25 protein-coding genes are annotated in these 25622 nt (G+C 58.4%); 14 read left to right on the forward strand and 11 right to left on the reverse strand.

The window, feature by feature from the left end; translation table 11 throughout:
- Window positions 1-57 precede the first annotated feature (57 nt).
- Window positions 58-360, reverse strand: a complete 303-nt coding sequence (locus D7241_RS07280; RefSeq protein ID WP_272887179.1) for a DUF1883 domain-containing protein — start codon at window positions 358-360, stop codon at window positions 58-60.
- Window positions 361-586: 226 nt separating this feature from the next.
- On the opposite strand from D7241_RS07280, the gene D7241_RS07285 reads away from it, so the two are divergent.
- From D7241_RS07285 to D7241_RS07315, 7 genes are all read left to right on the forward strand, one after another.
- The gene (locus D7241_RS07285; RefSeq protein ID WP_408100935.1) at window positions 587-1735 is read left to right on the forward strand and encodes an MFS transporter; all 1149 of its coding nucleotides are present in this window, start codon (window positions 587-589) and stop codon (window positions 1733-1735) included.
- A 77-nt stretch (window positions 1736-1812) separates the two neighbouring features.
- On the forward strand, window positions 1813-2871 hold the full coding sequence (locus D7241_RS07290) for an RNA methyltransferase (protein WP_408100936.1): 1059 nt from the start codon (window positions 1813-1815) through the stop codon (window positions 2869-2871).
- Between the two features lie 116 nt (window positions 2872-2987).
- A complete protein-coding gene (locus D7241_RS07295) occupies window positions 2988-4331 on the forward strand; it encodes a protein kinase (RefSeq protein WP_408100937.1) in 1344 nt (447 codons plus the stop codon).
- Between the two features lie 48 nt (window positions 4332-4379).
- Window positions 4380-4832 (forward strand): 3-phosphoshikimate 1-carboxyvinyltransferase, encoded by a 453-nt coding sequence (locus tag D7241_RS07300; protein ID WP_255976227.1) that lies wholly within the window; start codon window positions 4380-4382, stop codon window positions 4830-4832.
- 156 nt (window positions 4833-4988) lie between these two features.
- Window positions 4989-5207, forward strand: coding sequence for a DUF2970 domain-containing protein (locus D7241_RS07305; RefSeq protein ID WP_255976229.1), 219 nt, complete (start codon window positions 4989-4991; stop codon window positions 5205-5207).
- 365 nt (window positions 5208-5572) lie between these two features.
- Window positions 5573-7231 carry a nitrite/sulfite reductase gene (locus tag D7241_RS07310; RefSeq protein WP_408100938.1) on the forward strand — a complete coding sequence of 553 codons (1659 nt, stop codon included), beginning with the start codon at window positions 5573-5575 and terminating at the stop codon, window positions 7229-7231.
- Window positions 7215-7715, forward strand: coding sequence for a DUF934 domain-containing protein (locus tag D7241_RS07315; protein WP_408100939.1), 501 nt, complete (start codon window positions 7215-7217; stop codon window positions 7713-7715). The genes D7241_RS07310 and D7241_RS07315 overlap by 17 nt, the downstream gene beginning before the upstream one ends.
- A gap of 290 nt (window positions 7716-8005) precedes the next feature.
- On the opposite strand, the gene D7241_RS07320 is transcribed toward D7241_RS07315, so the two are convergent.
- Both D7241_RS07320 and sohB read right to left on the reverse strand, forming a co-directional pair.
- Window positions 8006-8998: a YhdH/YhfP family quinone oxidoreductase gene (locus D7241_RS07320; protein ID WP_408100940.1), complete on the reverse strand. Its 993-nt coding sequence runs from the start codon at window positions 8996-8998 to the stop codon at window positions 8006-8008.
- 11 nt (window positions 8999-9009) lie between these two features.
- Window positions 9010-10035 (reverse strand): protease SohB, encoded by a 1026-nt coding sequence (gene sohB, locus D7241_RS07325; protein ID WP_408100941.1) that lies wholly within the window; start codon window positions 10033-10035, stop codon window positions 9010-9012.
- 180 nt (window positions 10036-10215) lie between these two features.
- Here sohB and D7241_RS07330 point away from each other — a divergent pair, with 180 nt between their 5' ends.
- The 4 genes from D7241_RS07330 to D7241_RS07345 all read left to right on the forward strand — a co-directional run bounded on the left by D7241_RS07330 (window position 10216) and on the right by D7241_RS07345 (window position 13411).
- Entirely contained in the window at window positions 10216-10926 is a 711-nt protein-coding gene (locus tag D7241_RS07330) for a histidine phosphatase family protein (RefSeq protein WP_408100942.1), read from the forward strand.
- Window positions 10927-10989: 63 nt separating this feature from the next.
- Entirely contained in the window at window positions 10990-11304 is a 315-nt protein-coding gene (locus D7241_RS07335) for an SCP2 sterol-binding domain-containing protein (RefSeq protein ID WP_045427587.1), read from the forward strand.
- Between the two features lie 245 nt (window positions 11305-11549).
- Window positions 11550-12617: a phosphotransferase family protein gene (locus tag D7241_RS07340; RefSeq protein WP_408100943.1), complete on the forward strand. Its 1068-nt coding sequence runs from the start codon at window positions 11550-11552 to the stop codon at window positions 12615-12617.
- Between the two features lie 26 nt (window positions 12618-12643).
- Complete coding sequence (locus D7241_RS07345) at window positions 12644-13411, forward strand: SDR family oxidoreductase (protein ID WP_255976245.1); 768 nt, start codon at window positions 12644-12646, stop codon at window positions 13409-13411.
- A gap of 58 nt (window positions 13412-13469) precedes the next feature.
- Here the strand turns inward: D7241_RS07345 and D7241_RS07350 are convergent, their stop codons facing one another.
- Window positions 13470-14117, reverse strand: a complete 648-nt coding sequence (locus D7241_RS07350) for a hypothetical protein (RefSeq protein WP_408100944.1) — start codon at window positions 14115-14117, stop codon at window positions 13470-13472.
- Between the two features lie 263 nt (window positions 14118-14380).
- Here D7241_RS07350 and D7241_RS07355 point away from each other — a divergent pair, with 263 nt between their 5' ends.
- A complete protein-coding gene (locus tag D7241_RS07355; RefSeq protein ID WP_408100945.1) occupies window positions 14381-15163 on the forward strand; it encodes a TSUP family transporter in 783 nt (260 codons plus the stop codon).
- Here D7241_RS07355 and nudC read toward each other — a convergent pair.
- The 7 genes from nudC to D7241_RS07390 all read right to left on the reverse strand — a co-directional run bounded on the left by nudC (window position 15131) and on the right by D7241_RS07390 (window position 23066).
- Complete coding sequence (gene nudC, locus D7241_RS07360; RefSeq protein WP_408100946.1) at window positions 15131-15964, reverse strand: NAD(+) diphosphatase; 834 nt, start codon at window positions 15962-15964, stop codon at window positions 15131-15133. The two genes, D7241_RS07355 and nudC, sit on opposite strands and share 33 nt — an antisense overlap.
- Window positions 15964-17646 (reverse strand): ferrous iron transporter B, encoded by a 1683-nt coding sequence (locus D7241_RS07365; protein WP_255976252.1) that lies wholly within the window; start codon window positions 17644-17646, stop codon window positions 15964-15966. Before D7241_RS07365 ends, nudC begins: the two co-directional genes overlap by 1 nt.
- Before the next feature lie 37 nt (window positions 17647-17683).
- Complete coding sequence (locus tag D7241_RS07370) at window positions 17684-18496, reverse strand: crotonase/enoyl-CoA hydratase family protein (RefSeq protein WP_408100947.1); 813 nt, start codon at window positions 18494-18496, stop codon at window positions 17684-17686.
- A gap of 199 nt (window positions 18497-18695) precedes the next feature.
- On the reverse strand, window positions 18696-20948 hold the full coding sequence (locus D7241_RS07375) for an Orn/Lys/Arg decarboxylase N-terminal domain-containing protein (protein ID WP_408100948.1): 2253 nt from the start codon (window positions 20946-20948) through the stop codon (window positions 18696-18698).
- A 114-nt stretch (window positions 20949-21062) separates the two neighbouring features.
- Window positions 21063-21824, reverse strand: a complete 762-nt coding sequence (gene dnaQ, locus D7241_RS07380) for a DNA polymerase III subunit epsilon (RefSeq protein WP_408100949.1) — start codon at window positions 21822-21824, stop codon at window positions 21063-21065.
- Between the two features lie 13 nt (window positions 21825-21837).
- The gene (gene rnhA / locus D7241_RS07385) at window positions 21838-22290 is read right to left on the reverse strand and encodes a ribonuclease HI (RefSeq protein WP_255976261.1); all 453 of its coding nucleotides are present in this window, start codon (window positions 22288-22290) and stop codon (window positions 21838-21840) included.
- A 17-nt stretch (window positions 22291-22307) separates the two neighbouring features.
- A complete protein-coding gene (locus D7241_RS07390) occupies window positions 22308-23066 on the reverse strand; it encodes a class I SAM-dependent methyltransferase (RefSeq protein ID WP_408100950.1) in 759 nt (252 codons plus the stop codon).
- Window positions 23067-23176: 110 nt separating this feature from the next.
- On the opposite strand from D7241_RS07390, the gene gloB reads away from it, so the two are divergent.
- Together gloB and D7241_RS07400 are read left to right on the forward strand one after the other, a co-directional pair.
- Entirely contained in the window at window positions 23177-23956 is a 780-nt protein-coding gene (gene gloB / locus D7241_RS07395) for a hydroxyacylglutathione hydrolase (protein WP_408100951.1), read from the forward strand.
- A gap of 100 nt (window positions 23957-24056) precedes the next feature.
- Window positions 24057-25604 carry a LysM peptidoglycan-binding domain-containing protein gene (locus D7241_RS07400; RefSeq protein WP_408100952.1) on the forward strand — a complete coding sequence of 516 codons (1548 nt, stop codon included), beginning with the start codon at window positions 24057-24059 and terminating at the stop codon, window positions 25602-25604.
- Window positions 25605-25622: the final 18 nt, after the last annotated feature.

The following is a 25622-nucleotide window of genomic DNA, read 5'->3' on the forward strand; positions in this document are numbered from 1 at the left end:
TTCCGTCAGGCACGGAAAGTCCCAGCGCACCCGGGCCGCACAGCAGAGCTATGCGGGTTATCTCAGCTCGGACGGCGAGTTACGAACGATTTTGATCGAGTGCGTTAGGGTTGGCTTACGAGTAACGCTGACCGCTTTGCGCGTCACGGTATCGATGGTGATATTCCAGAAGCCGGTGTTGGGTACTTTGATTTTCGCTGGGAACTTGTCAAAGGCTCCGCCGTGGTAGGCGTGGCGACCGCCATTCTTGAAGCTGCGGAAATTCTTGTCGTTCATCAGACGAATGTTGCACGGCTGCGAGCATTCGATGATCACGAAGTCATCTTCGTTGAGGTGTTCGCGCTGGTGAATGAACTTCATGTACCGCTCCGGGCCGCGTTTCTGGCAAAGGGCGAAGATTACCATGGGCGTGCCTGCGGCTGAATGTGCCGAACTAGCTGAGATGCACAGGGCGTTACCTTCTCCGTCCCGCGGTTGTAACCGCAATCGGCTTTCCCTCTCGTTCTTTGACACAATGACCGCTGCATAAATCGGCTGTGATACACAGCGCCACGCCTTTACTCCTACTGATCAAGGACACTCGTGCATGTCTGCGGCGACTCACTCCGTCGATGCCACGTCACCCGTTGCTCGTCGCGCCACACGCGTCGGCTTCTTCATGGCAGGATTCGGCCTGTCAGTGTGGGCTCCGCTGGTGCCTTACGTGCGTGAGCGCATCGAGATGAGCGATGCACTGTTCGGCACGCTGCTGCTGTGTATCGGTGTTGGCTCGCTGACCTGGATGCCGCTATCCGGGCTGCTAGTGACACATCGCGGGATACGTCCGGTTGTGCTGTTCAGCGCAGTGCTGCTTTTGTTCGCCCTGACAGGGATGGCCTTCACCGAATCAATCTGGATCCTCGGCCTCGCTCTGTTCTGTTTCGGCGGCAGTCTGGGCGTCATCGATGTGGTGCTGAACATCCAGGGTGTTTTGATCGAGCGCGACACCGGCAAGCGGCACATGTCGAACTTTCACGGCATGTTCAGTCTGGGCTCGATCTGTGGTGCCGTGGCGCTCACCGGAGCGCTAACGCTAGGCCTCGCACCGGCAGCGGGCACCTTGCTGATGATCGGAGTGATCGGTACGGCTATTGCCACCGTGACGCCCGGATTTCTTCGAGACAAGGCGCCGGCTGGCGGCGTCGCCTTCGTTCGCCCAACCGGCATGGTGCTGCTGGTCGGCGGCCTGTGTTTCGTTGTCTATCTCGCTGAAGGCGCCGTGCTGGACTGGAGCGCGCTGTATCTCACCGAATACAAGGCGCTGGACACAGCCAAGGGCGGATTGGGTTACGCCAGCTTCGCGCTGATGGTGACTATCGGGCGTTTTGCCGGTACTCCAGTGGTGAACAGCCTCGGAACGGCGCGGGTGATCGGCTTCGGTGGTCTGCTGGCGGCGCTCGGCATCGGTCTGAGCATATTGACCGAACACTGGGCGCTCGCTCTGCTCGGCTACGGATTGTGCGGTCTGGGCTGCGCTAACGTCTCACCAGTATTGATTTCCTCGCTGAGCCGCCAACAGGCCATGCCGGTGAACCAGGCGATCACCGCCGCAACCACCATAGGCTTTGCCGGGGTTCTCGCCGGCCCGGCATTGATCGGCGTGATTGCTCACTACGGTTCGCTGACGCTTGCCTTCGGCCTGCTTGCATTATTGCTGCTCGGACTCGCGTTGGGCAGCCGCCGATTCAAGGAATAATCAGCAGCGGGAATGGCCACCCCTTCGCTCACGTCGCTACAGACCAGAATCCGGCCTTTGGCTAGAATGCGCGTCCTATGCGCATCCAAGACATTCATCAGCAGCTTGCCGAGATCGGCGCCAAGCCCGTTCATACCGGTCGGGTGATGCGTGCCTGGCTCAAGGGCCAGGCGCTGGACACCGGCATCCGACATCAGAAAACCGAAGACTTCCTGCCCTTGTCTGTCCGCAATGGGCTGCCCGCTCTCAGCAAAACCGTCACCAGCCTGGTCAGGCTGCGTTCCGAACATCCCGGTGCAGATGGCTCTGCACGCCTGTTAGTAGAGCTAGCGGACGGTCAGATGGTCGAGAGCGTACTGTTGCCACGTGATGGGCTTTGCGTGTCGAGCCAGGTCGGCTGCGCAGTGGGTTGCGTGTTCTGCATGACCGGCAAAAGTGGCCTGCTGCGCCAACTTGGCAGCGCCGAGATCGTAGCCCAGGTCGCTCTCGCCCGACGTTTTCGCCCGGTGAAGAAAGTGGTGTTCATGGGCATGGGCGAACCAGCACACAATCTCGACAACGTGCTCGACGCCATCGACATGCTGGGCACCGATGGCGGTATCGGTCACAAGAATCTGGTGTTTTCCACGGTCGGCGATCCACGTGTATTCGAGCGCCTGCCCCAGCAAAGGGTGAAGCCCGCACTGGCGTTGTCGCTGCACAGCACCGACGCAGCGCTGCGGCGCGAACTGCTGCCACGCGCGCCGCAGTTCGACCCTGCCGAACTGGTCGAACTGGGCGAAGCCTATGCACGACTGGTGGATTATCCCATCCAGTATCAGTGGACGTTGCTCAAGGGTATCAATGACGGCCAGGACGAGATGGATGGGATCATCCGGTTGCTTAGAGGCAAGTTTGCGATCATGAACGTCATTCCCTACAACAGCCTTGACGATGATCAGTTTCAGCGACCGGACACCAACCGTATTCATCAAATCATGCGATACCTGCATCAGAACGGCGTGCTGACCAAGGTACGCAATTCAGCGGGACAGGACATCGATGGCGGCTGCGGACAATTGCGCGCACGCGCCGAGCGAATCGTAAGCGCACGTCAGCGACCAGCGGAGCCGCTCGCATCAGAGCGGACCGACTGAACGTCGATGAGCGGACACTGTCCTAGCGCATTGATTTGCTGACCGCATCGGCAAGCACCGTTTCCATCAGCACGCACCCACTGTTGCAGGTCTTTCTAAGACGGCACGAGAACAGCATGCATACGCTCGAACAACTGAAACGTGGCGAACTGACCGGCGCCACCCGCCTCGATCTGTCAGAACAACTCCAGACGTTCCCGCGCGAAATTTTCAATCTGGCTGACAGCCTGGAGATACTCAACCTCTCGGGCAACCAGCTCAGCAGCCTGCCAGACGACATGTCGCGCCTGCACAAGCTGCGCGTCCTGTTCTGCTCGTACAACGCCTTCACTGCGGTACCCACCTCAATCGGCAGCTGCGCCAATCTGGAGATGGTGGGATTCAAAGCCAACCGCATCCGCCATTTATCGGCCGAATCGCTACCGCCAAAGCTGCGCTGGCTGATTCTGACCGACAACCAGCTCGCAGCGGTACCTGACGAGATCGGTCGCTGCGAGTGGTTGCAGAAGCTTATGCTCGCAGGTAACCAACTACAGACGCTGCCTGAAACGCTTGCCAACTGTACCCGACTGGAACTGCTGCGCATTGCCGCGAACCGATTGCCCGCGCTGCCCGAATGGCTACTGACGATGCCGCGCCTGAGCTGGCTGGCCTTTGGTGGCAACCCGTTCAGTGATGCGATGGAAGCGCGAATACTGGCGCAGCATCCGCTGCCGCCGGTCGATCGTGAGCAGATCGAATTGGGTGAGGTGCTCGGCCAGGGCGCTTCCGGCATCATTCATCGCGCCGACTGGCAACCGCCTGGACAAGCGCCCATACCCATGGCTGCCAAACTGTTCAAGGGCAGCCTGACCAGCGATGGGCTACCGCACAGCGAGATGGCCGCGAGCATTGCCGCGGGTGAGCATGCCAACCTGATTCGTGTCGCTGGCCCACTGGCCGAGAGCGTCGACGCCCTGCCTGGCTTGTTGATGGAGCTTATCGAACCGACTTATGAAGTACTTGCCGGTTCACCATCCTTCGCCAGTTGCACGCGCGATTGCTACGCCCCTGAGCGACGTTTTTCCGCCCGGCAGATACTGCGAATTGCCTCGAGCGTGGCCTCGGTGGTCGATCATCTCCACCAGCGCGGCATCCTCCATGGCGACCTCTATGGCCATAACCTGCTGGTCGATCCGGTCGGCAATTCGCTGCTCAGCGACTTTGGCGCGGCCTCGTTCTTTGATCCACAAGGCTGCCAAGGGCAGAAACTCCAGCGGATCGAGGCGCGCGCGTTCGGTTGTTTACTGGAAGAATTGTTGGAGCGTTGCGACGATGCCGATTCAGATCCGCGCTTGCAGCGACTCTCCGGATTGCAGCAATTGTGCATGTCCGACCTACCCTCGCAGCGGCCTGCCTTCGGCAAATTGAAACGCGAGTTAGAAACAATCGGCCAGGCGAACGCTGCTCCGGCCGGTTAGTTGCATGCCTCCACCGCTTATCCACTGTACTGACGGCAACCTGACGCTATGCTCACACCCGATCCAAGCTCCAACGACGGCCATGGCCGCTACCCCGCCACCGACAGTACCGCAGCGCTGGAGCGTGATGCGTTCATCATCGGCTTGAAGCAGCGACTTCCTGAAGAGCTTCGCGAGAGCTTCACCGACCAGCAGTTGGAGGGGCTTCGCAGCGCCTTTGCCACGCGCTCATGGGCACGCCATAAAATCGACCTGCGCGGCACCTTTAGCTTTTGGAGCAACCAGTACTATTTTGTGCTCGTCGGTGGACGCAACAAGCGCAGCCTGTCGCGAGCACAGCGCAACTTGTCGCTGGCAGCCAAGGCCGGCGCAATCACGCTGTTCCTGTTTTTCTCGGTGCTGGTGGGGCTGGTCGTGCTGTATTTGCTGAAATCGGCGCTCGGCATCAATCTGCTGCCAAATTATTCGCTCGGCCTGTGGGACTGGTTCAAGGGACAGTGATGCGGAAATCTTCTCATCACAGGAGACCAGCCTGCTATGTCCGGGAAAATGATTACCATGACCTGGCACAAGGAGCGGCATTCACCTCAGTCATTAATGCTGCCCCTGCATCCGGAGCTGACTAGACTCCTAGCAGACGATGGCTGAGAGGTGCCCATGAGCGAAGAGCAAGAGCACAAACCCCTTACCCTGCGGCAAATGTTGCAAAGCGTGCTAGCCGGTGCGCTGGGTGTTCAGAGCGAAAAAAACCGGACTCGCGATTTCAGTCACGGCAAGCCCAGCCACTTCATCCTGTTGGGCGTGGGTTTCACAGTGGTATTCGTCCTGGTAATTCTTGGCGTGGTCAAGCTGGTGCTGTATCTCGTGGGGCTGTGATGCAGCCCCAACAACCCCGGCTTATTGGTGGCTGACCCAGAAAACTGCCGTTGCAACCACCAGAAGAATCAGGACGAATATCGCAGTGGCGTCCGCCCTGCTGTCATTACCGTGGCGATTGGAATGTTCGGACACGACTGTTCTCCTTATTATTGGTATCTCGCGTTGCTAGCAGTTAAGACCACGCAGACGAGGCGCTCAAGGCCAAGCGCTCAAATGCCTAAAATTCAGTGATTCGTTCTAAACATATTCCCAAACATCACTTTTGCGTATAACCGGTAGCTGGTATCTTGCCGCCCTTCCCTGAACGGGTGCGCGGCCGTGCGCGCAAAAAGCTGTAGACAGCCTGAAAAACAGGACACTTCATGTACGTTTACGATCAGTACGACCAACACATCATCGAGGATCGCGTGCGCCAGTTCCGCGACCAGATTCGCCGCTACCTTGCAGGCGAACTGACCGACGCAGAATTGCTGCCCCTCCGCCTGCAGAACGGCCTGTATATCCAGCGCTACGCGCCGATGCTGCGTATTGCTGTGCCGTATGGCCTACTGTCGTCGACCCAGGTCCGCAAGCTGGCGGAGATCACCCGCAACTACGACAAGGGCTACGCTCACATCAGCACCCGGACCAACGTGCAACTAAACTGGCCCGAGCTGGAAGAGGTACCGGATATTCTCGCCGAGCTGGCTACCGTGCAGATGCACGCGATCCAGACCAGCGGTAACTGCATCCGTAACACGACTACGGACCAGTTTGCCGGCGTTGCCAAGGACGAACTGATCGATCCACGCCCGTGGTGCGAAATTATCCGCCAATGGTCGACCTTCCACCCGGAATTCGCCTTCCTGCCGCGTAAGTTCAAGATCGCCGTGAACGGTGCCGTCAGTGATCGGGCCGCCATCGAAGTGCACGACATTGGTCTTGAGGCGGTGAAGAATGAAGCCGGCGAGCTGGGCTTCCGCGTATCCGTTGGCGGCGGTCTGGGCCGTACGCCAATCGTCGGCAGCTTCATCAATGAATTCCTGCCCTGGCAGCATCTCCTCACCTATCTCGACGCCATTCTGCGTGTGTACAACCGCTACGGCCGTCGCGACAACAAGTTCAAAGCGCGCATCAAGATTTTGGTCAAGGCGCTCACCCCGGAAGTCTTCGCCGAGCGCGTCGAAGCCGAGTGGTCGTATCTGAAAGACGGCGCGAACACCCTCACCGATGCGGAAGTCGAGCGCGTCAGCAAGTTCTTTGTCGATCCCGCGTACAAGGCATTGGAAGACGAGGTCACCGCCCTCACCCAGCTCGACGCCGAACACCCCGGATTTGCCCGCTGGCGTGAGCGCAACGTCGTGGCCCACAAGAAACCGGGCTATGCGGCCGTCACATTGTCGCTGAAAAGCACCGGCGTCGCCCCGGGCGATGTCACCGACAAGCAACTCGACACCATCGCCGACCTGGCTGATCGGTACAGCTTCGGTGAGGTGCGCAATTCGCACGAGCAGAACATGATCCTCGCCGACGTCGAGCAGTCGCGTCTGTTTGAGCTGTGGAACGAGCTCCGCGAATTGGGCGTCGCCACACCGAATATCGGCCTGCTGACCGACATCATCTGCTGCCCTGGTGGCGACTTCTGCTCGCTGGCTAACGCCAAGTCGATTCCGATCGCCGAAGCGATCCAGCGCCGCTTCGATGATATGGATTACCTGTTCGACATCGGCGATATCGACCTGAACATTTCCGGCTGTATGAACGCCTGCGGCCACCATCACGTCGGCCACATTGGCATCCTTGGCGTGGACAAGAAAGGCGCCGAGTTCTACCAGGTCTCCCTCGGCGGCAGCTCGGGCCGCAATGCAAGCCTTGGTCAGATCCTCGGCCCATCGTTCGCGCAGGACGTAATGCCCGACGTGATCGAAAAGGTGATCGGCGTCTATGTGGAGCAGCGTACCGAAGATGAACAGTTTCTCGACACCTTCCGTCGTATCGGTATCGACCCCTTCAAGGAGCGCGTCTATGCAGCGAATCATTAAGGACGGCCAGGTCATCGACGAAACCTGGCATCTGCTGCCCAAGGACGCGACGCTGGATGGTCTGTCCAATTGCGACGACTTGATCGTGCCCTTTCAGTTGTGGCTCGATCATGCCCACGCGCTAAAGGCCCGCGACGGCGGCCTGGGAATATGGCTGGACTCCGACGAAGCCGTAGAAGAACTAGCTGATGACCTGCAGTACTTCCAAGTCATCGCGCTCCACTTTCCCGCTTTCACAGATGGCCGTCATTACTCGAGCGCGCGTCTGCTGCGTGAACGTTACGGCTACAAGGGCGAGATTCGCGCAATTGGCGATGTGCTCCGCGATCAGCTGTTCTATATGCGTCGCTGCGGCTTCGATGCCTTTGCCGTGCGCCCGGACCGTGACCCGTACGAGGCGCTGGAAAGCCTCAAAGACTTTTCAGTCACCTACCAGTCCGCAACCGACGAGCCTTTGCCACTGTTCCGCCGCCGGCAAAGCTGATCGATGTAAGCGGTCAGAAAAGATTAAAACGAAAACCCGCCTATCTTGGCGGGTTTTCATTTTTCACTATGCATCACTCAGTAATACATCCAAAAGTTTGGGTGGTCGAGCGGAGCGACCTGAGCGATCTGCTTTTTTCCGAACGCTTCTCTGATCTTCTCTGCCAGTGTCTTCATAATCGATTCCCGCTGTTGCGTTTGAGTGACGGCAGGTTCGCTCAAACAAGCGCAGCAGGAAAATCGGTTACGCCTATGATCTCGATAGCTGGCGCAGCGGCGACGGTGCGGCTGTCAATCCAGACGGACCAGCATGCGCCCGACCTGCTGCCCAGCGAGCATCCGATCAATAGCCCCAGGCAGATCCTGCAGCGAAATCTCCTGGACCAAATCGCTCAGATTCGGCAGCTTCCATTGCAGCGACAGCTTGTCCCACATGGACGCTTTCACAACCAGCGGAATCTCTACCGAATCGACACCCAGGAGATTCACGCCACGGAGGATGAAAGGCAGCACGTTGGCCTGAAACCCAGTGCCGGCCGTGAGCCCACAACAGGCAACGCTCCCGCCTCGCTGAAGAGCCTTGACCACGTTGAACAGGATATCGCCACCGACGGTATCAACGGCACCGGCCCACTGTTCCTTGAGTATTGGCTTTTCAACCCCCGCCTGTAGCGCGCTGCGTTTGACGATCTGCTTGGCACCAAGTCCCTTGAGGAAATCCGCCTGATCGGCCTTGCCAGTCACCGCAGCTACGTTGTAGCCAAGGCTGGCTAGCAGCGCGACGGCGATGCTGCCGACGCCGCCAGTTGCACCGGTGACCAGTACCGGCGCCTCACCTGGCTCGAGACCAGCCTGCTCCAACTTGTCGATGCAGAGCGCGGCGGTAAGGCCTGCCGTGCCGAGCACCATCGCGTCACGCAAGGACAGGCCGGAAGGACGCTTGATCACCCATGCCGCAGGAACGCGGATGTATTGACCAAAACCACCTGCCGTATTCATCCCCAGGTCGTAGCCGGTCACGATGACTTCATCGCCTTTGGCGAGCTCCGAGACGCTGGACTCGACTACGGTACCGGCAGCATCGATGCCCGGCGTGTGCGGGAAATTGCGGGTCACTCCGCGGTTACCGCTGGCCGAAAGCGCATCCTTGTAGTTCAACGACGAATAGCTCACGCGAATCAGCACGTCGCCTGTAGGCAGATCATCGGTGGTGCGCTCGACGACACGCGTCTCGAAGCGGCTGTCCGCGTTCTCGCTGGTCTGCAATGCTTTGAAAATTGCCATCGGTAGCTCCTTTATTGCCAGAATCGTTGCTCGTTCAGCCGCGTCCATCCCTTGAGCAAGCCATGCTCCATCGCGGCACTGGCCGCCATGCCGAATCGCTCGGGAAGACTTTTCTTTTCCGCATAGTGCAGCTGGAACAGGTCCGCCTCACGTGCGCGTGAGGCCAGGTATTCGTCGCTGGTCTGCAGCTCGTCAACGAGTCGCTTGCCAAGTGCGGCGATACCCAGCCAGATTTCACCGGTCGCAACATCGTCGATGGACACTTGCTGGCGGTAGCGCGCAACGAAATTCTTGAACAGCTCATGAGTAGTTTCCAGGTCATCCTGGAATTTTTCCCTTCCCTTCTCGGTGTTCTCGCCAAACACCGTCAGGGTTCGTTTGTACTCGCCTGCGGTCAGCACCTCGAAGTCGACGTCATGCTTCTTGAGCAATCGATGAACATTAGGCAGCTGCGCAACGACACCGATGGAGCCGAGTATCGCGAACGGTGCGCAGAGAATCTTCTGGCCGATACAGGCCATCATGTAACCACCGCTTGCCGCCACCTTGTCGACGCACACTGTCAACGGCACCCCGGCATCGCGGATACGCACCAACTGAGAGGCTGCCAGGCCATAGCCGTGGACCATGCCGCCACCGCTCTCAAGACGTAGAACCACTTCGTCCTGAGGTGTCGCCAGGGTCAGCAATGCGGTTATCTCGTGGCGTAGATTGTCGACCGCGGAAGCCTTGATGTCGCCATCGAAATCGAGCACGAACACGCGCGGTCGGCTTTCGGGATTTTTCTTCGCCAGCTTCGCGGCCTTGGCTTCACGCTTGCGCTGAAGCTTGAGCTGAGACTTCTCGATCAATGACTGTTCAAGGCGCTCGCGCATCGACTTGTAAAAATCGTTGAGCTTATGGACCTCAAGATGTCCGCCGCCCTGTTTATGCCGCCCGCGCCGCAGCGAAGCAAGCGCAACTAGCACAACTAGAATCGCGATCACCAGTGTTACGGTCTTAGCCAGAAAGCTTGCGTAGTCAGCAAGAAATTCCACAGATCCTCCTAGGATTATCTACAGGCGCCAGCAGAAACCCGACATGGCGCAAACCGGTCAAGCATACCGACTGCACGGCTATAGGGGCCAGCGCAGTGCAATTCAAACAAACGTATGATTTATCGTTGACACTCTAAAGCGATCCCCCTACCCTCGCGAAAACAGGGGTCGGAGCGGAGCATGGGCAGTATCTATCTGATCAGACATGGTCAGGCGTCATTCGGCGCGGAAAACTACGACGTCCTGTCGCCGCTCGGCTTCCAGCAATCAGCCGCTCTGGGTGATCACCTCAACCAATTAAATATTCGCTTCGACCGTTGCATAAGCGGTGAGTTGAACCGACAGCAGGACACGGCAAGGACCACCCTTGATCGGCTAGGCTCGTACCAAGGGCAACAGCCCGTAGTTGAAGTCGATTCAGCTTTCAATGAATTCCGTGCCGATGAAGTGATCCGTGCTCACATGCACGACCTGCTGGCTGTGGAACCCAGCGCCATACAGATATTCGCTAACGCCGCCAACCACCGGGCCGAGTTCCAGCGCCTGTTCAGTTACGCGATTCAGCGATGGGTTTCCGGCGAGCATGAGAAAGAAGGGCTGGAAAGCTGGCAAAGCTTCATCGACCGCGTCCAGACCGGTTTGAATCGTTTGCTTGACCAGGCAGGCAAGAAAGATCGCATCGCTGTATTCACTTCTGGCGGGACCATTACGGCGCTGCTTCAATTGGTTATCGGCGTGCCGCCCATCAAGGCATTCGAAATGAACTGGCAGATCGTCAACACTTCGCTCAGTCATCTGAAATTTCGCGATCGAGATATGGCACTGGCCTCGTTCAACAGCCATGTGCATCTGGAGTTGCTGAAAAATCCGGAGCTCGTCACCTATCGATAAGCTCCAGCCCAACTGCGGCCTAAGGCTGCATGTTTTTCCACGATAACCAAAGGGACCTACGCGATGAGCAACGTCGACGAAACCATCCAAGGCATGAAGGCCAAGTTCAACCCTAGCGCTGCGGCCGGCCTGGATCTGGTGTTTCAGTTCAATATCACCGACGCGGAAAACTACTATCTGGTCGTCAAGGATGGCACTTGTGACTTCCACAAGGGTGAGTCGGCCGATGCCAACGTTACGTTGATCATGGATAGCGAAACCATGCAAGGCGTGATCAGTGGCGAAACCGATGGTATGCAGGCCTTCATGGCGGGCAAGCTGCGCGCCGAAGGCGACATGATGCTGGCTCTGAAACTGAGCGAGCTGTTCCCGGCCTGATCCAGCCGAGACGCAACCAAAACCGAAGTCCGACGACTTCGGTTTTTTTATGCGCACATTTAATGAAGATCATGCATCAAGCGCCTTGATTGGACAGCAACACCCCGGCCAATAACGACCCTCTTTGCTTGGTGATGCTCGTACAGCGCATTAAATTACGGACGCCGGATGATCGGATGGAGGCCTGCGAACAAGCGCGGCAACGCCCGGTTCGTCGAGGCTCGATTACAAGAGAAGGGACAAGCATGGCGCTAACAGATCAGACCAGCCGCATCCGTGAAGGCGAAGAACTGCCAACAGAACTCGTCGACCAATACCTGAAGACCCGTATCTCAGGATTGCAAGGTACACCGAGCATTTCGCAGTTTCCGGGTGGCGCGTCCAACCTGACCTATTTGCTGGAATATCCGACACAGGAATTCGTGCTGCGTCGCCCACCGTTCGGCCATAAGGCCAAATCCGCGCATGATATGGGCCGTGAATACCGGATACTCAACCAGCTCAACGCCGGCTTCCCATACTGCCCGAAAGCTTACGCCCACTGCGTCGACGAGACGCTGATCGGCGCTGAGTTCTACGTCATGGAACGGGTCAAGGGCATCATACTGCGCGAGGATATGCCGCCGGAGCTGGGCTTCACGGCGGAGCGAACCACCGCTCTGTGCAAAAGCTTCATCGACAAGTTCGTTGATCTGCACAGTGTCGATTACAAGGCTTGCGGCCTGGACGATCTAGGTAAGCCGGAAGGCTACGTCCAGCGTCAGATTACCGGCTGGATCGATCGTTATGAGCGTGCAATCACCCCGGACGCGCCGAACTGGGAGCCGGTCAAAGCCTGGTTGCGGGACAAGATGCCTGCCGATCATCATAAACCCGGCATCGTCCACAACGACTATCGCTTCGACAATGTGATCCTGAGCCCTGACAACCCGATGGAGATCATCGGTGTTCTAGACTGGGAAATGGCGACCATCGGCGATCCGCTGATGGATCTCGGTAACACGCTCGCCTACTGGATTGAAGCTAACGACCCGGCACCCGTACAGCTGATGCGCAAGCAGCCCAGCAATGCGCCGGGAATGCTAAGTCGTCAGGCTTTCGTCGACTATTACGCCGAGCGAGCAGGTATTCGCATCGATAATTTCGATTACTACTACACCTATGGGCTATTTCGCCTGGCCGCTATCGTCCAGCAGATCTATTACCGCTATTTTCATGGCCAGACCCAAGACAAGCGGTTCGCGAAATTCGTGCAAATGAATGCCCTGCTCGAGCACATGAGCCTGCAGGTCATCAACAAATCGAAGCTGTAACACAGCTCACCAACAGGAACCCTTCCATGAGTAAAACCACTCTGTTCGATCTAGATGGCAAAATCGCTTTCGTATCCGGCGCCAGCCGCGGTATCGGTGAGGCGATTGCTAAACTACTGGCCCAACAAGGCGCCCATGTCATCGTTTCCAGCCGCAAGATCGAAGGCTGCCAGGCCGTCGCGGACGCTATCGTCGCCGCTGGCGGCAAGGCGACTCCGGTGGCCTGTCACATCGGCGAGCTGGAGCAGATCCAGACCGTCTTCGAGCAGATACGCGAGCAGTTCGGCCGACTAGACATACTGGTCAACAACGCGGCTACCAATCCGCAGTTCTGCCATATCCTCGATACCGATGTCTCGGCATTCCAGAAGACTGTCGACGTCAACATCCGTGGATACTTCTTCATGTCCGTCGAAGCCGGCAAGCTGATGCGTAAAAATGGCGGAGGCAGCATCATCAACGTTGCGTCGATCAACGGCGTGACGCCTGGCAACTTCCAGGGGATCTATTCGATTACCAAAGCGGCCGTGATCAACATGACCAAGGCGTTCGCCAAGGAGTGCGCACCACAGGGCATCCGCTGCAACGCGCTGCTGCCGGGCCTGACCGACACCAAGTTCGCCTCCGCGCTGGTCAAGAACGACTCGATCCGCGAAGAAGCGCTGCGCCATATTCCGCTGCATCGCGTCGCCGATCCGAGCGAAATGGCTGGCGCCGTACTGTATCTGGCGAGCGATGCGTCGAGCTACACCACAGGCCTGTCGCTCAACGTGGACGGCGGCTACCTCGCCTGAACCCGCTGTGACGAAAAAGGGACCCCTTGGGTCCCTTTTCATGCGCGGTGGATTGCAATTACCAATCCTTCATCGCTTGCTCCGCTGCAGCATTTACCGGTTTCGCCAGCAACCCGGTGGGTGCCATCTCAACTGTATATTCGGCGCCATCGGCGATAGGCAGATAGCTGACCCGATGGGGTTGTGCCTCAAGAATCAGAGGTGCGCATTGGCAGTCCTGCAACCACGCCCAGAAATCGATCCCAGCCAGGCTTTGTCCGAGTTCGACACGAGGACGCCGAGCCTGATCCTGCTGTTCCACCGCGAGATAGCGTCCGGAAAGCTTCTCCAGTCGAAAACCGGGTTCCAAACCAATCAGCGTGGCCAGCCCTTTCCAATGGAGCGCGCGAAGATCGAGCTGCCATAGGTCACCCTCCAGCGTGACGAATCGGATCTGATTGCCCTCTTCCACCTTCACCTGGTAGCGCTGCTGACCATCAGCCTGAAAAGATAGCGAAACAAGTGGTTTGCCCTGTACAAGTGGCTGATAAGTTCTTACATCCCAGGCAATCAAGCCAATCAGACCACCCAGCGTGAGAACCAGCATACCGAAGGTGCCACGCAGCCATCCTAGTAGCCAGTGACCGCTAAGCAATAGCCGCAGCGCCACCAGCGCGGTGATCAACGCAAGCAACGCGACGACTACCGCAAGCCCCAGATATTGCATTACTTACCGTCCTTGAAATTCAGTGATGCATTATCGACAGCAGCAAGCACGGCGACCAGTGTGCGCACGGAACACTGTTTACGAGTCGACATTCTGTTGTGGCGGGTTCACGTCCTAAATTCGAAATTGGCTGTTAAATTCTGCCGCCAGACTGCGTATCCGCGCTATGCGAGCTGAGCGCTGGCCCAGGCCTTGGTTTGCAACAGCGCAACCGGCATCATGCGCCGCCTGCCTTTCACCGCTTCACTCATGAGTATCAACGCATGCCGTTTTTCGAACTCGCCATAGACCCGCCGGTACTGGCCGTTCTCATGGTCGTCGCCTTTCTCGCCGGTTTCATCGATGCGATTGCCGGTGGCGGTGGCCTGTTGACCTTACCGGCATTGCTCACCGCAGGACTGCCGCCGCATCTGGTTCTCGGCACCAACAAGTTATGTGCGACCTTCGGCTCGGCCACGGCGAGCTTCACGTTTTATCGCAGGAAGCTCTTCGACCCTCGACAATGGCGATTTGCGCTCTTGGCTACCGCCATCGGCGCAGCACTGGGCGCAGGACTGGCACATCTGATACCGGCTCGCTGGCTCAATTTGATGCTGCCGCTGGTGGTTTTCATCTGCGGTTTGTATCTGCTGTTCGGCCGCGTGCCGACCACGCCACTAGAAAGCGCAGCGCCAATAGCCAAGGGCCGTCAATGGCCTCAAGGACTGGGACTGGGCTTCTATGACGGAGTAGCCGGCCCTGGCACCGGTGCGTTCTGGACCGTCAGCAGCATGTTGCTCTATCCGCTCGACTTGCTCAGAGCCAGCGGCGTGGCGCGCAGCATGAACTTTGTCAGTAACGGCACTGCGCTCGCCGTTTTTATAATTAGCGGCCAGGTTGCCTGGGCTCTGGGTATCGGCATGGGGTTCGCGTTGATGGCCGGCGCCTACCTCGGCGCCCGGACGGCGATCCAGGGCGGATCGAAATTTATTCGGCCGATATTCATCGTCGTGGTGTTGGCGCTGAGCCTGCGTTTAGCCTGGCAGCACTGGTTCGGGACCGCCTAAGCGCTGCGCCAAATACAGATCGATCAGATAGCGCGCAATGGATTTCGGCGCGGGCAGTGCGGGTAAATCATGGATGGAAAACCAGGCGGCATCCTCGATTTCTTCCGGCTGCATGACAATTTCCCCAGATGCATATTCAGCATGGAAACCGAGCATCAGTGAGTGCGGAAACGGCCAGCCTTGGCTACAGATATATTGAGGCGCATGGATAGAAACTCCGACTTCCTCATGCACTTCTCGCCTCACACATTGCTCGACCGACTCGCCCGGTTCCACGAACCCTGCCAAGGTACTGTATACGCCTGGAACGAACCGCGGCGAACGTGCCAGCAGCAACTCATCGCCTCGTGTCACCAGAACGATCATGCTCGGAGAGATACGCGGGTAATGGTGGATGCCGCAACTCTCGCACTGCATTGCCCGCTCTGACGGATGCTGGCGCATTGCGTTACCGCAACTGCCGCAGAAGCGATGATGACTTGCCCAGGTACCGATCTGCGCAGCAAAACCGAGCATGCGGAATCTGTCACTATCATCGTCCTGCAGCATGAACTGACGCAGCCCTTGCCAAGATGCCCCCGGCACTTCGGCGGGATGTGCCAGCTCCAGCAAAAATACTGGCTCGCCCTCGAAATAACCGAGGCCCTGCTCGGTGAGCACAGGCAACTCGAGACGCTTGAGCCAGCCTCTCGGAAACAACACACCGTTGGCATCGAACAGAAATCCGTGCTGACAATGCACCACCGCCCATCCACCTTCACTTGCAGGATCGAGCAGTGCGGGTTGCCAGCGCAGGTTCATCAGGCAGCCACCGGCAGACCCAGTGCCCGAACGCTCTCGGTCGCCAGGTCCAGCACGCTAATGCGCGAATCGTCACGACGCAGTATCGCGCCGCCTTCGAGATAGTATTCGAGGCTCGTCAAGGCATCGGCGAGCGTTTCGAGCATTTGCTCCGGTGGCATCTGCATACCTTCTAGCATCTGCTTCTGGATGAAGTCTGCGCACGCGCCGATCAGGTCTGCAGCGCGATCCTGTTCGAGGAAACGCAGCCCGCCACGAACCGCCATCAGGCTAAAGGGAACATTGGCCAGGTGCAGTTTTTCCCCGTTGGATTCCAAGTAAGCGGTAATTGCGCGCTTGGCCAGCGCCAGACCGGCGGTCGCTTCGCCGATAACCACAATGTAGGCTTCGGTGAGCTGATGATTGGCAAAAGCTTCCGCTTCTAGGCCCGGCTGTGCAATTTGCGGGCGCGAATCACGCCGCTCGCCGCGTTCCAGGCTGGCGACCATGCTTTCTACATAAAGCACCGCGTCGGCCAATTTCAGTAGCGCATGTGAATCCGGCACCTGTTCAGCGTTCCAGCAAGAGATTGCTGCCAGTTGTGCATGCAGGGTACTGGAGGCAGACGACAAGCCGACCATCCCAAGAGTTTTCGCCAGTTTACCCAACAGACTGTGGAGATTGGCGTATGACTCGGCCGGGGCTGTCTGTCGCTCGATTAGGTCGAGCAAATCCTTGAGGCTCGCCAGCTCTTCGCGGATCGCCGAAGACAGCGAGCGCATCACGGCCTGACCGGGACCAGCGAGACGTTGGGACTCGTCTTCGAGAAGATGATCGGTAAAGGGGAGCGAGCTGAGAGAAAAAATCTCCCGGACCTGCGTCGCCACAGGGCCGTTACTTTCCGCCAGCGCAACCAGATACAGCAGCTCCTTGAGCAGAACACGCGGTGGCTCGTAGATGCTGCTGATGCTCAGTTGCCGGAGCTCCCGATCAAGCCTGGAAAAGAGCTGTTTGCGTGATTGGCGCGGTAGCAGTTGGCCGTCCAGTTGGGCTTCCAGCGCGGCGCTACCCAGCCAGCACAAACGCCCGCCGGGCGTATTGGCAAACAGAATATCCAACCGATGTAGCGCTCGTGTCATGAGCTTGAGGCTGGCCGACGTATTGTCCTCGCGAATGAAGCCAAGCAGGCCGACCTGATACATCTGCCGCAATCGGCGTGCTTCGATAGCTCTCGCTGCAGGTTCCCGCACCGCGGCAGTCACCGGCGGACGCGCATGATCGAGGCGAGCGCTGAAGAAAAAGCTCTCCGGCAATGGTGGCTGCGCACTAACGAGCCGCAGTGCGTTGATAGGCGGCAGAAGCAGCTCGGGCATTTCCTGACGGCTGGCGTCGACGCTTTCCAGATAACGCCCGAGCACGTAGAGCGCATTGCTCAATGACGCTAGCTGAGCGTCGCGATCCTCGCCTGCCCCAACTGGGATATCGGTCGCCAGCTGCAGAATCTCCTGCGCGAGCAGCTCGGCGCCCGTCAGTTCAATGAGCCTGAGAGTACCGCGAACCTGTTTGAGGTTTTCGACAGCCTGCTGCAACAGGCCGCCATTGTTCCGATCGATGATGAAATGCTCGAGGCTCTGCTCGGCCTCCTCCATGGTCGCGAATAACTCATCGCGAACCAGGCTGAGTGAAGTAGCTCCGGTAACCATGCCTAGCGCGCCTCCCGCGCAACGTTTAGATGATGCATCAGTCAGCGAAGTCCGGTTTCTGTTTGCCTATGTGAGCGGCCATGGCCACCTTGAGATCTGCCGATTGAAGCATTGCCGCATTCCAGGTGGCGATGTACTCCAGGCCATCGTCGACACGGTGATCGCGCATGTAGCGGATCATTTCCTTGGTGCCGCGAATCGCCACTGGTGATTTCGCAGCGATGTCGGACGCCAGCGCTAACACCGCATCCATTAATGCCTGCTGGTTGGGATATGCCCGATTGATCAGACCGATGGCCTGTGCCTCCTTGCCGTCCACGGTGCGTCCGGTATAGGCCAACTCGCGCATTACTCCGTCGCCGATGATTCGCGGCAACCGCTGCAGCGTGCCGACATCCGCAGCCATGCCCATGTCGATTTCCTTGATGGAAAACTGCGCATCGAACGTGCCGTAACGCATGTCACAGGCCGCAATCAGATCAATCGCACCACCAATGCAATAGCCCTGAATGGCTGCAATAACCGGCTTGCGGCAATTGTCCACAGCATTGAACGAAGCCTGTAGCTTTAAAATTTGGCGGCGTAGGCGCTCGGCGTTGCGTCCGATGTCCGTACCCATCTGGGTTGCGGCCTGAGCCAGCAGCTGCAAGTCGATACCTGCGGAAAAGTGCTTGCCTTCACCCGACAGCACAACCACCCGAACCTCATCCGTATCGTCGACCCATTGAAAGATATCGACGATCTCGTTCCAGAACGCCGCATTCATGGCGTTGATCTTGTCGGGTCGGTTGATCGCTACATGGGCAATCTTGTCCTTCAACTCCACGCGGAAGGCTTGGTATTCAGTCACGCTATCATCCTCGACAGCCGAGGCACCTCAGTGCCTTAATCAAGTTGAACAGTCCCTCGGCAGGGTTGTTCTTAGCCGAACAACTATAACAACAGCCGGGTGAAAGTCGATGCGGGACGTTGTGATGCAACCCACGCCCTTGCGCATCATCCACTTTGACATCCGGCAATACCGACTCTAACTGCCGAAGCGACGTATTTCAGCTCTCCAGAATGCAGTCAACTGTATAACGCGCGCCCTCCGGATGATCCTCACGTTGCAGTCCATGTACATCGGCATCGAACCCGGGAAAGCGCATGGCGAAACGTTGCGCAAAGTCGAGATAGTCGCGTATGGAGCGCGTTTCGGCGGTGAACCGCTCGCCGGGCATGATCAGCGGAATACCTGGCGGATACGGCACCAGCATTACCGAGGCAATACGGCCTTCGAGCGCTTCGATGGGTACCGCTTCGACTTCCCCCCGCACCAGCTTGTCATACGCATCGGCCGGCTTCATTGCTAATACCGGCAAGGCGGTATACATACGCCGCATAGCTTTTGCGGTGGCGTTCTCCCGGTAACACTCGTGCAGCGAGTCACATAGATCTCGCAAACCCATTCCAACGTACATGCTGCCGCCGGCGTTCACGATGGTTGGCAGCGCATCGCATAGCGGTACGTTATTGTCATAGTGCCGCTTGAACTCCAGCAACTCGGTCAACAGGGTGCTCCATTTGCCCTTGGTGATGCCCATGGAGAACAGCACCAGAATCGAATAGAGCCCGGTTTTTTCCACCACAAGGCCTCGCTCCCAGAGGAACTTGCTGACAACCGCAGCGGGGATGCCGCGCTCACCCAGCTTGCCACCAGCGGTAAGCCCCGGAGTGACCAGTGTGACCTTGATCGGGTCTAGCAAGACGTAGTCGTCGGCAACATCGCCGAAGCCATGCCAGTCCGCTTCCGGCCCCAATAACCAGTCCGCCGTAATCAGCTCTTCTGCGCCGTCAACCGCCGATGGTTGCCAGATACTGAACCACCAGTCGTCCGCAGCCAGATGCTGCTGGAGATTGGCCAGCGCACGACGAAAACTCAGCGCTTCATCGAACGTTTCCTGAATCAGCGAACGGCCGGCAGGGCCTTCCATCATCGCCGACGCCACATCGAGCGATGCAAGGATGCCGTACTGCGGGGACGTCGAGATGTGCATCATGAAGGCTTCGTTGAAGCGATCGCGGTCCAGTTGCCGTTGCTGACTGTCTAGCACATGAATCATCGAAGCCTGACTAAAGGCAGCCAGCACCTTGTGCGTCGAGTGGGTCGTGAATACCAACGGTCCTTGCTCGCGAGTATCCATCCCGTAGCGGCCGTCGTAGAACTCATGAAAGGCGGCGTAGGCGTACCAGGCCTCGTCAAAATGCAAGACGTCAACGCTGTCGCCGAGGGTTCGCTTGATTAGGTTGGCGTTGTAGCAGAGGCCGTCGTAAGTGGAATTGGTTACCACCGCCAGCTTCACCCGAGGCGGCCGCCCATGAGCCAGCGGGTTGGCGTCGATCTTGGCCTGAATCGATTCTGGTGAGAATTCTTCGAGCGGGATGGGACCGATAATGCCGAGCTCGTTGCGTGAGGGCGTCAGGTACAGAGGGATCGCGCCCGTCATGATGATCGAATGCAGAATAGACTTGTGGCAGTTGCGGTCGACCAATACCAGGTCGTCACGCGCCACCATCGAATGCCAGACGATCTTGTTTGCCGTCGAAGTGCCATTAATGACGAAGAACGTGTGGTCTGCACCGAAGTTGCGTGCCGCGCGGGCCTCTGCCGCTGCCAGCGGCCCTGTGTGATCGAGGAGCGAGCCAAGTTCCGGTACCGAAACCGACAGATCGGAGCGTAGCGTGTTCTCGCCGAAGAACTGGTGAAAGGCCTGACCGACCGGACTCTTACGAAACGCGACGCCACCGCCGTGCCCAGGCGTGTGCCAGGAATAGTTGGAGTCACCGGTGTGCTGAACCAGCGCACGGAAGAACGGCGGAAGCAGACCATCCAGATAACTGCGCGCTGCCCGTGCGACCTGCCGAGCCAGAAAGGGCACCGTGTCTTCAAAAAGATAAAGCAACCCGCGCAGCTCATTCAGGTCAGCCATTGCTTCGGCCGGGGCGTTCTCGATGGTGATCTGCTCACCGAGGGCGAATATTGGCAGCTGTGGTGCGCGACGCCGCGCCACACGGATCAGCCCCACAACGTCTTGCAGCAACCGCTGATTCTCGCCCGCGCCTTCGGCGGCAACCAGAATGCAGGCCAACCCGTGATGCGTCGAGGCGACGATACGCCCTTCGGCGGCACTTCCCGTAGGGAGAATATGAAAGCCGTCCTGCTCGAGTTCAGCTGCTATTTCGCGGACCCGCTCGCCAGCAACGGTGTCGGCCTTGATGTCGCGATGAACGATAAGAATGGGGAACTTGAGGTCTTTGTACATGGGCACTTCCTGAGGACGTTCCCCCTCAGCGTAGAAGCTCTGCCCTCAAGTACCAGCCCCGAAAATCCGATCACAACACCGTCGCCGCGACAAAGGCAGCGCCGACACGAATTCTCAGGCTGGCGAAGCCTCAGCCTCGACTTCCACGGTCTGCTCCAACTGAACCCAGAGCGGCGTCGCGCCAGCCGCTTTTTCGATGGCCTGCATGCGGGCCGCATGCGCAGCAACTTCATTCGAACTGGCCCGGATGACCAGCGTACTGGGTCGATCGGTCGGCAACCGGCGGATCGGCGTTGGCTGCTGACGCCCGCCATTTTCGGAATCAGCACCGTCGCCAGCCAGGGACAGATTGGTCTGACCTCCCGTCATGGTCAGGTAGACATCGGCGAGGATCTCGGCGTCGAGCAAAGCGCCGTGTAGATCGCGCCCCGAGTTGTCCACGCCGTAGCGCTTGCACAGCGCATCCAGACTGTTGCGCTGCCCTGGATGACGCTCGCGCGCCATTCGCAGGGTGTCCAGGATGCTGCAGTGATCGCTCAGTTCGGCGCGATTCTGTTGCCCGAGCAAAGCGAATTCGTTGTTGATGAATCCGACATCGAACGCTGCGTTGTGAATGATCAGCTGCGCGCCCTTGATGAATTCGAAAAACTCATCGGCAATATCATTGAAGCGCTGCTTGCCAATCAGGAACTCATTGGTGATCCCGTGAACCGCGATGGCGCCCTCGTCGACTTCACGATCCGGCTGCAAATACACGTGATAATGCCGACCCGTAAGGCGTCGACCGATTACTTCGACACAACCGATCTCGATGATCCGGTGGCCATCGGTCACCGGCATGCCGGTGGTTTCGGTATCCAGCACTACGCTACGCATGTTCGCAACTCTCTCAAGCGGTTTGTCGTTTGGCCTGCACTACGCCGCGATTGGCCAGCAAATCGGCGCGCTCGTTTCCGGGGTGGCCGGTGTGCCCGCGGACCCACTGCCAGCTCACCTGGTGGCGACTGACCTGCTCGTCCAGCAACCTCCACAGGTCCGCGTTTTTCACCGGTTGCTTGGCTGCAGTTTTCCAGCCCCGTTTCTTCCAGTTGGGCATCCAGTCGTTGATGCCTTGCATGACGTACTGGGAGTCGGTCACCAACCGTACCTGGCAAGGCCTTTTCAGCTCTTCCAGTGCTCGGATCGCCGCCATCAGCTCCATCCGGTTGTTGGTGGTTTCCGCTTCGCCACCCCAGAGCTCGCGCTCCACACCCTTATAGATCAGCAGCGCACCCCAGCCTCCCGGACCCGGATTGCCCTTGCAGGCACCATCGGTATAGATTTCGACCGTGTCATCGCTCATGAAGGATTACTTGCTCGTTACTGTTCGGCATCGCGCCGGCTGACCTTCGCCACCGGCATCGGCAGCAGTTGGCCCATACGCTCCCGTCGGTTCTGCCGCAGGGGTCGCAGGCCCACCATCAATTTCCGCGCCACCAACACGTAGAAGCCACCGGTAGGCATCTGCAGCCGTTGGCCGGCAACTTCCAACCCGGCCAGCCGCGCCTGCCACCGGCCCGAAGAAAGCGGCGGACAATAGCACCCGAACCGACGTTTCTCCAGCGCGAATCCGAGCAGGTTCAGCCAGTCACCAACCCGCGTGGGACGAATGCAGCGAGCATGGCGAAAGGCCTTGCGCGACAGCAGACGCGTTGCACCCCAAGGGCTCCACGGGTTGACACCGATGATCAGCAAATGCCCCCCTGGCCGAACGCTACGAGCAGCCTCGCGCAACAGGGCGTGCGGCGAAAGACTGAAATCGAGCCCGTGCTGGACGACCACAACGTCCGCAGCATGCTCGCCGATCGGCCAAGATTGCTCTTCGCAGATGATTTCGACACCCGGTAATGGAGGCCCCACCCGCACGCTGCGCTTGATTTTTTGCGGCTCGATCGGCGTGTCGGCAAAAGGACCGTAATGCACCAAATAACTGCCGAAACAACGCGCCAACTCCAAGCTGATCACCCGCTGCTCCTGCTCCAGCAACTGGCGACCAGACGGACCATCAAACCAGGTACATGCCTCGTTCATCAGGGACAGCAACCGGTCGTCTGCCTTGGCACAAGACTCATCGCTCATGGCTCGCCTCCGTTCATCGGTTTGGCCAGTCCGACCGCAATTTCCGGCCGGTTCACTTTCAAATCCGGCTGTTAGGATGCGCTTTTACGAATGGCTTGGCGACCGCACATATGTTGAAAATAGAAGCTTTACCTGCTTTCACCGATAACTACATCTGGATGCTGCAGGATTCAGAACGCCGCCGCTGTGCTGCAGTGGATCCAGGCGATGCGGCCCCCGTTCAGGCGTGGCTGGATTCCCATCCCGATTGGCGCTTGACCGATATCCTGGTCACTCATCACCACCCGGATCACGTCGGCGGCGTGCAGCAGCTCAAAGCCAAGCATGGCGCCAGAGTCTACGGCCCTGCCGCGGAGAACATTCCAGCAAGAGACGACGCCCTCAGCGATGGGCAGCGTATCCGCGTACTCGACCACGAGTTGGCAGTCATAGAGGTGCCTGGCCATACCCTTGGCCACATTGCCTATTTCCATGACGACGCGCAGACGCCCTGGCTGCTGAGCGGCGACACCCTGTTCGCTGCCGGCTGTGGGCGTCTTTTCGAGGGCACCGCGACACAGATGTTCGCCTCTTTGCAGCGGCTGGCGGCGTTGCCTACGCAAACCCAGGTGTACTGCACCCATGAATACACTCTGAGCAATCTGCGTTTCGCCAAGGCAGTCGAACCGGACAATCAAGAGATTGCCGAGCGGCTCGAACAGGTAACCCGGTTGCGCGAGGCGAAACGCATCACTCTCCCGTCTGACCTGCGGACCGAGCAGGCTACCAACCCGTTCCTGCGCAGCGCCGAACCCACCGTGGTAGCTGCCGCAAGCCGGCGAGTCGGCCATCCGCTCGACACGCCAGAAACTGTGTTCGCCGCATTACGCTCCTGGAAGGATAGCTTTTAACGAAGGTCGACCAGTCCCCAAAACCGCGGCGTCCGCTTGACCCACCGAAACGGCATTCCTACACTCCCTCGAATTTTGCTTCTGGGGAAACCTTCAGCCAATGCCGTCTGACTCTTCGAACAGCCCTAATCCGGACGCCTTGGCAGCCTCCGGCCGGGCTTTGGCGCTGGCAATCTGTCTCGCTATAACTGGCTGCCAAAGCACTGTTTCACGAGCACCGACAGGCATGAGCCCTCAGACGGCAGCTGCGCCGTTGGTGCAGGAGACCCTCTGGCTCACGCACAAACCCGCTGCGCCGACACACACGGATATCTGGGATCGCTTGAGGCACGGCTTCAAGATGCAGGAATACCTGGCCAGCAATCCCCGCATCGAGCAACAACGCCTGCTTCTAGCCAGCCGTCCGGAGTCCATCGAGATTGCCAGCGAACGCGGCAGCCTCTATATCCACTACATCGTCGAGCAGCTCGAAGAGCGCGACATGCCGCTTGAACTGGCGCTGTTGCCGATAATCGAAAGCGCTTACAACCCCTTCGCCTATTCGCCAGCTCAAGCAATGGGCCTCTGGCAGTTCATTCCCTCGACCGGCCGCCACTTCAATTTGCAACAAACCAGCTGGTACGACGGCAGGCGTGACATTACCGCATCGACCACCGCCGCACTGCGCTACCTGACTTATCTGCATGGCCTGTTCAATGACGACTGGCTGCTGGCGTTAGCGGCCTACAATGCTGGCGAAGGAACAGTCAGCAGAGCCATTGAGCGCAACCAGAAACTCGGTTTACCCACTGACTACTGGAACCTGCCCCTACCCCGTGAAACGCAGGACTATGTGCCTAAGCTACTGGCGCTCTCGCAAATGGTGCAGAGTCCCGAGGCATATGGCCTCAATCTTAGCCCGATCGCCAACGAGCCCTATTTTGAAGTGGTCACCCTGAAGCAGCGCATGGATCTAGCCAAAGTCGCCGAGATGGTGGACATAGACGAAGATGAGATCTATCAGCTTAATCCAGCCTTTACCCGCCGGATCACCATGGACGGACCGCAGCATCTCCTAGTCCCGAGCGCTAAGGCGGAAATGCTTGCCGCCAATCTGGCGCTGATGAAGCCGCAAGATCTGGTCGATTGGCAGCAGTACAAGGTGCGCCCAGGCGACACGCTCGGTGCGATCGCCAACCGACATCATCTTTCAGTCAATATCATTCGTGATATCAACCGCCTCAAGGGCGATCGACTGCAAATCGGTCAAGTGCTGAGCATTCCGCAATCAGCCGGTGCCGGTCAATCTCGCGAGCTGTTGCACGCGGTTGCGCGAAGCCAACCGGCGCCACGCAGCTATCGGGTTCGCCAAGGCGATAACCTTTGGGATATAGCCAAGGCAAAGAAAGTCTCGGTACGTGACTTGCAGCGTTGGAACAACTTGTCGGGCAGCAACCTGAAGGTTGGTCAGGCACTGTTTCTCCAGGCGGCCAGCAACAATCAGCACGCCAAATCCGCGCCGACCTATTACAAGGTCAAGAAAGGTGATTCACTTTATGAGATCGCCAGACGCTTCAATGTCCGGGTTAACAATCTGAAGACCTGGAACCCCAGGGATAGCGTGATGCTCAAGCCAGGCCAGACTCTAACGCTCTACCTCCCCCATTAGCTGCAGGCGCGCAAAGCG

This window comes from Stutzerimonas sp. VN223-3 (assembly GCF_045999685.1).
Classification (GTDB): domain Bacteria; phylum Pseudomonadota; class Gammaproteobacteria; order Pseudomonadales; family Pseudomonadaceae; genus Stutzerimonas; species Stutzerimonas stutzeri_AR.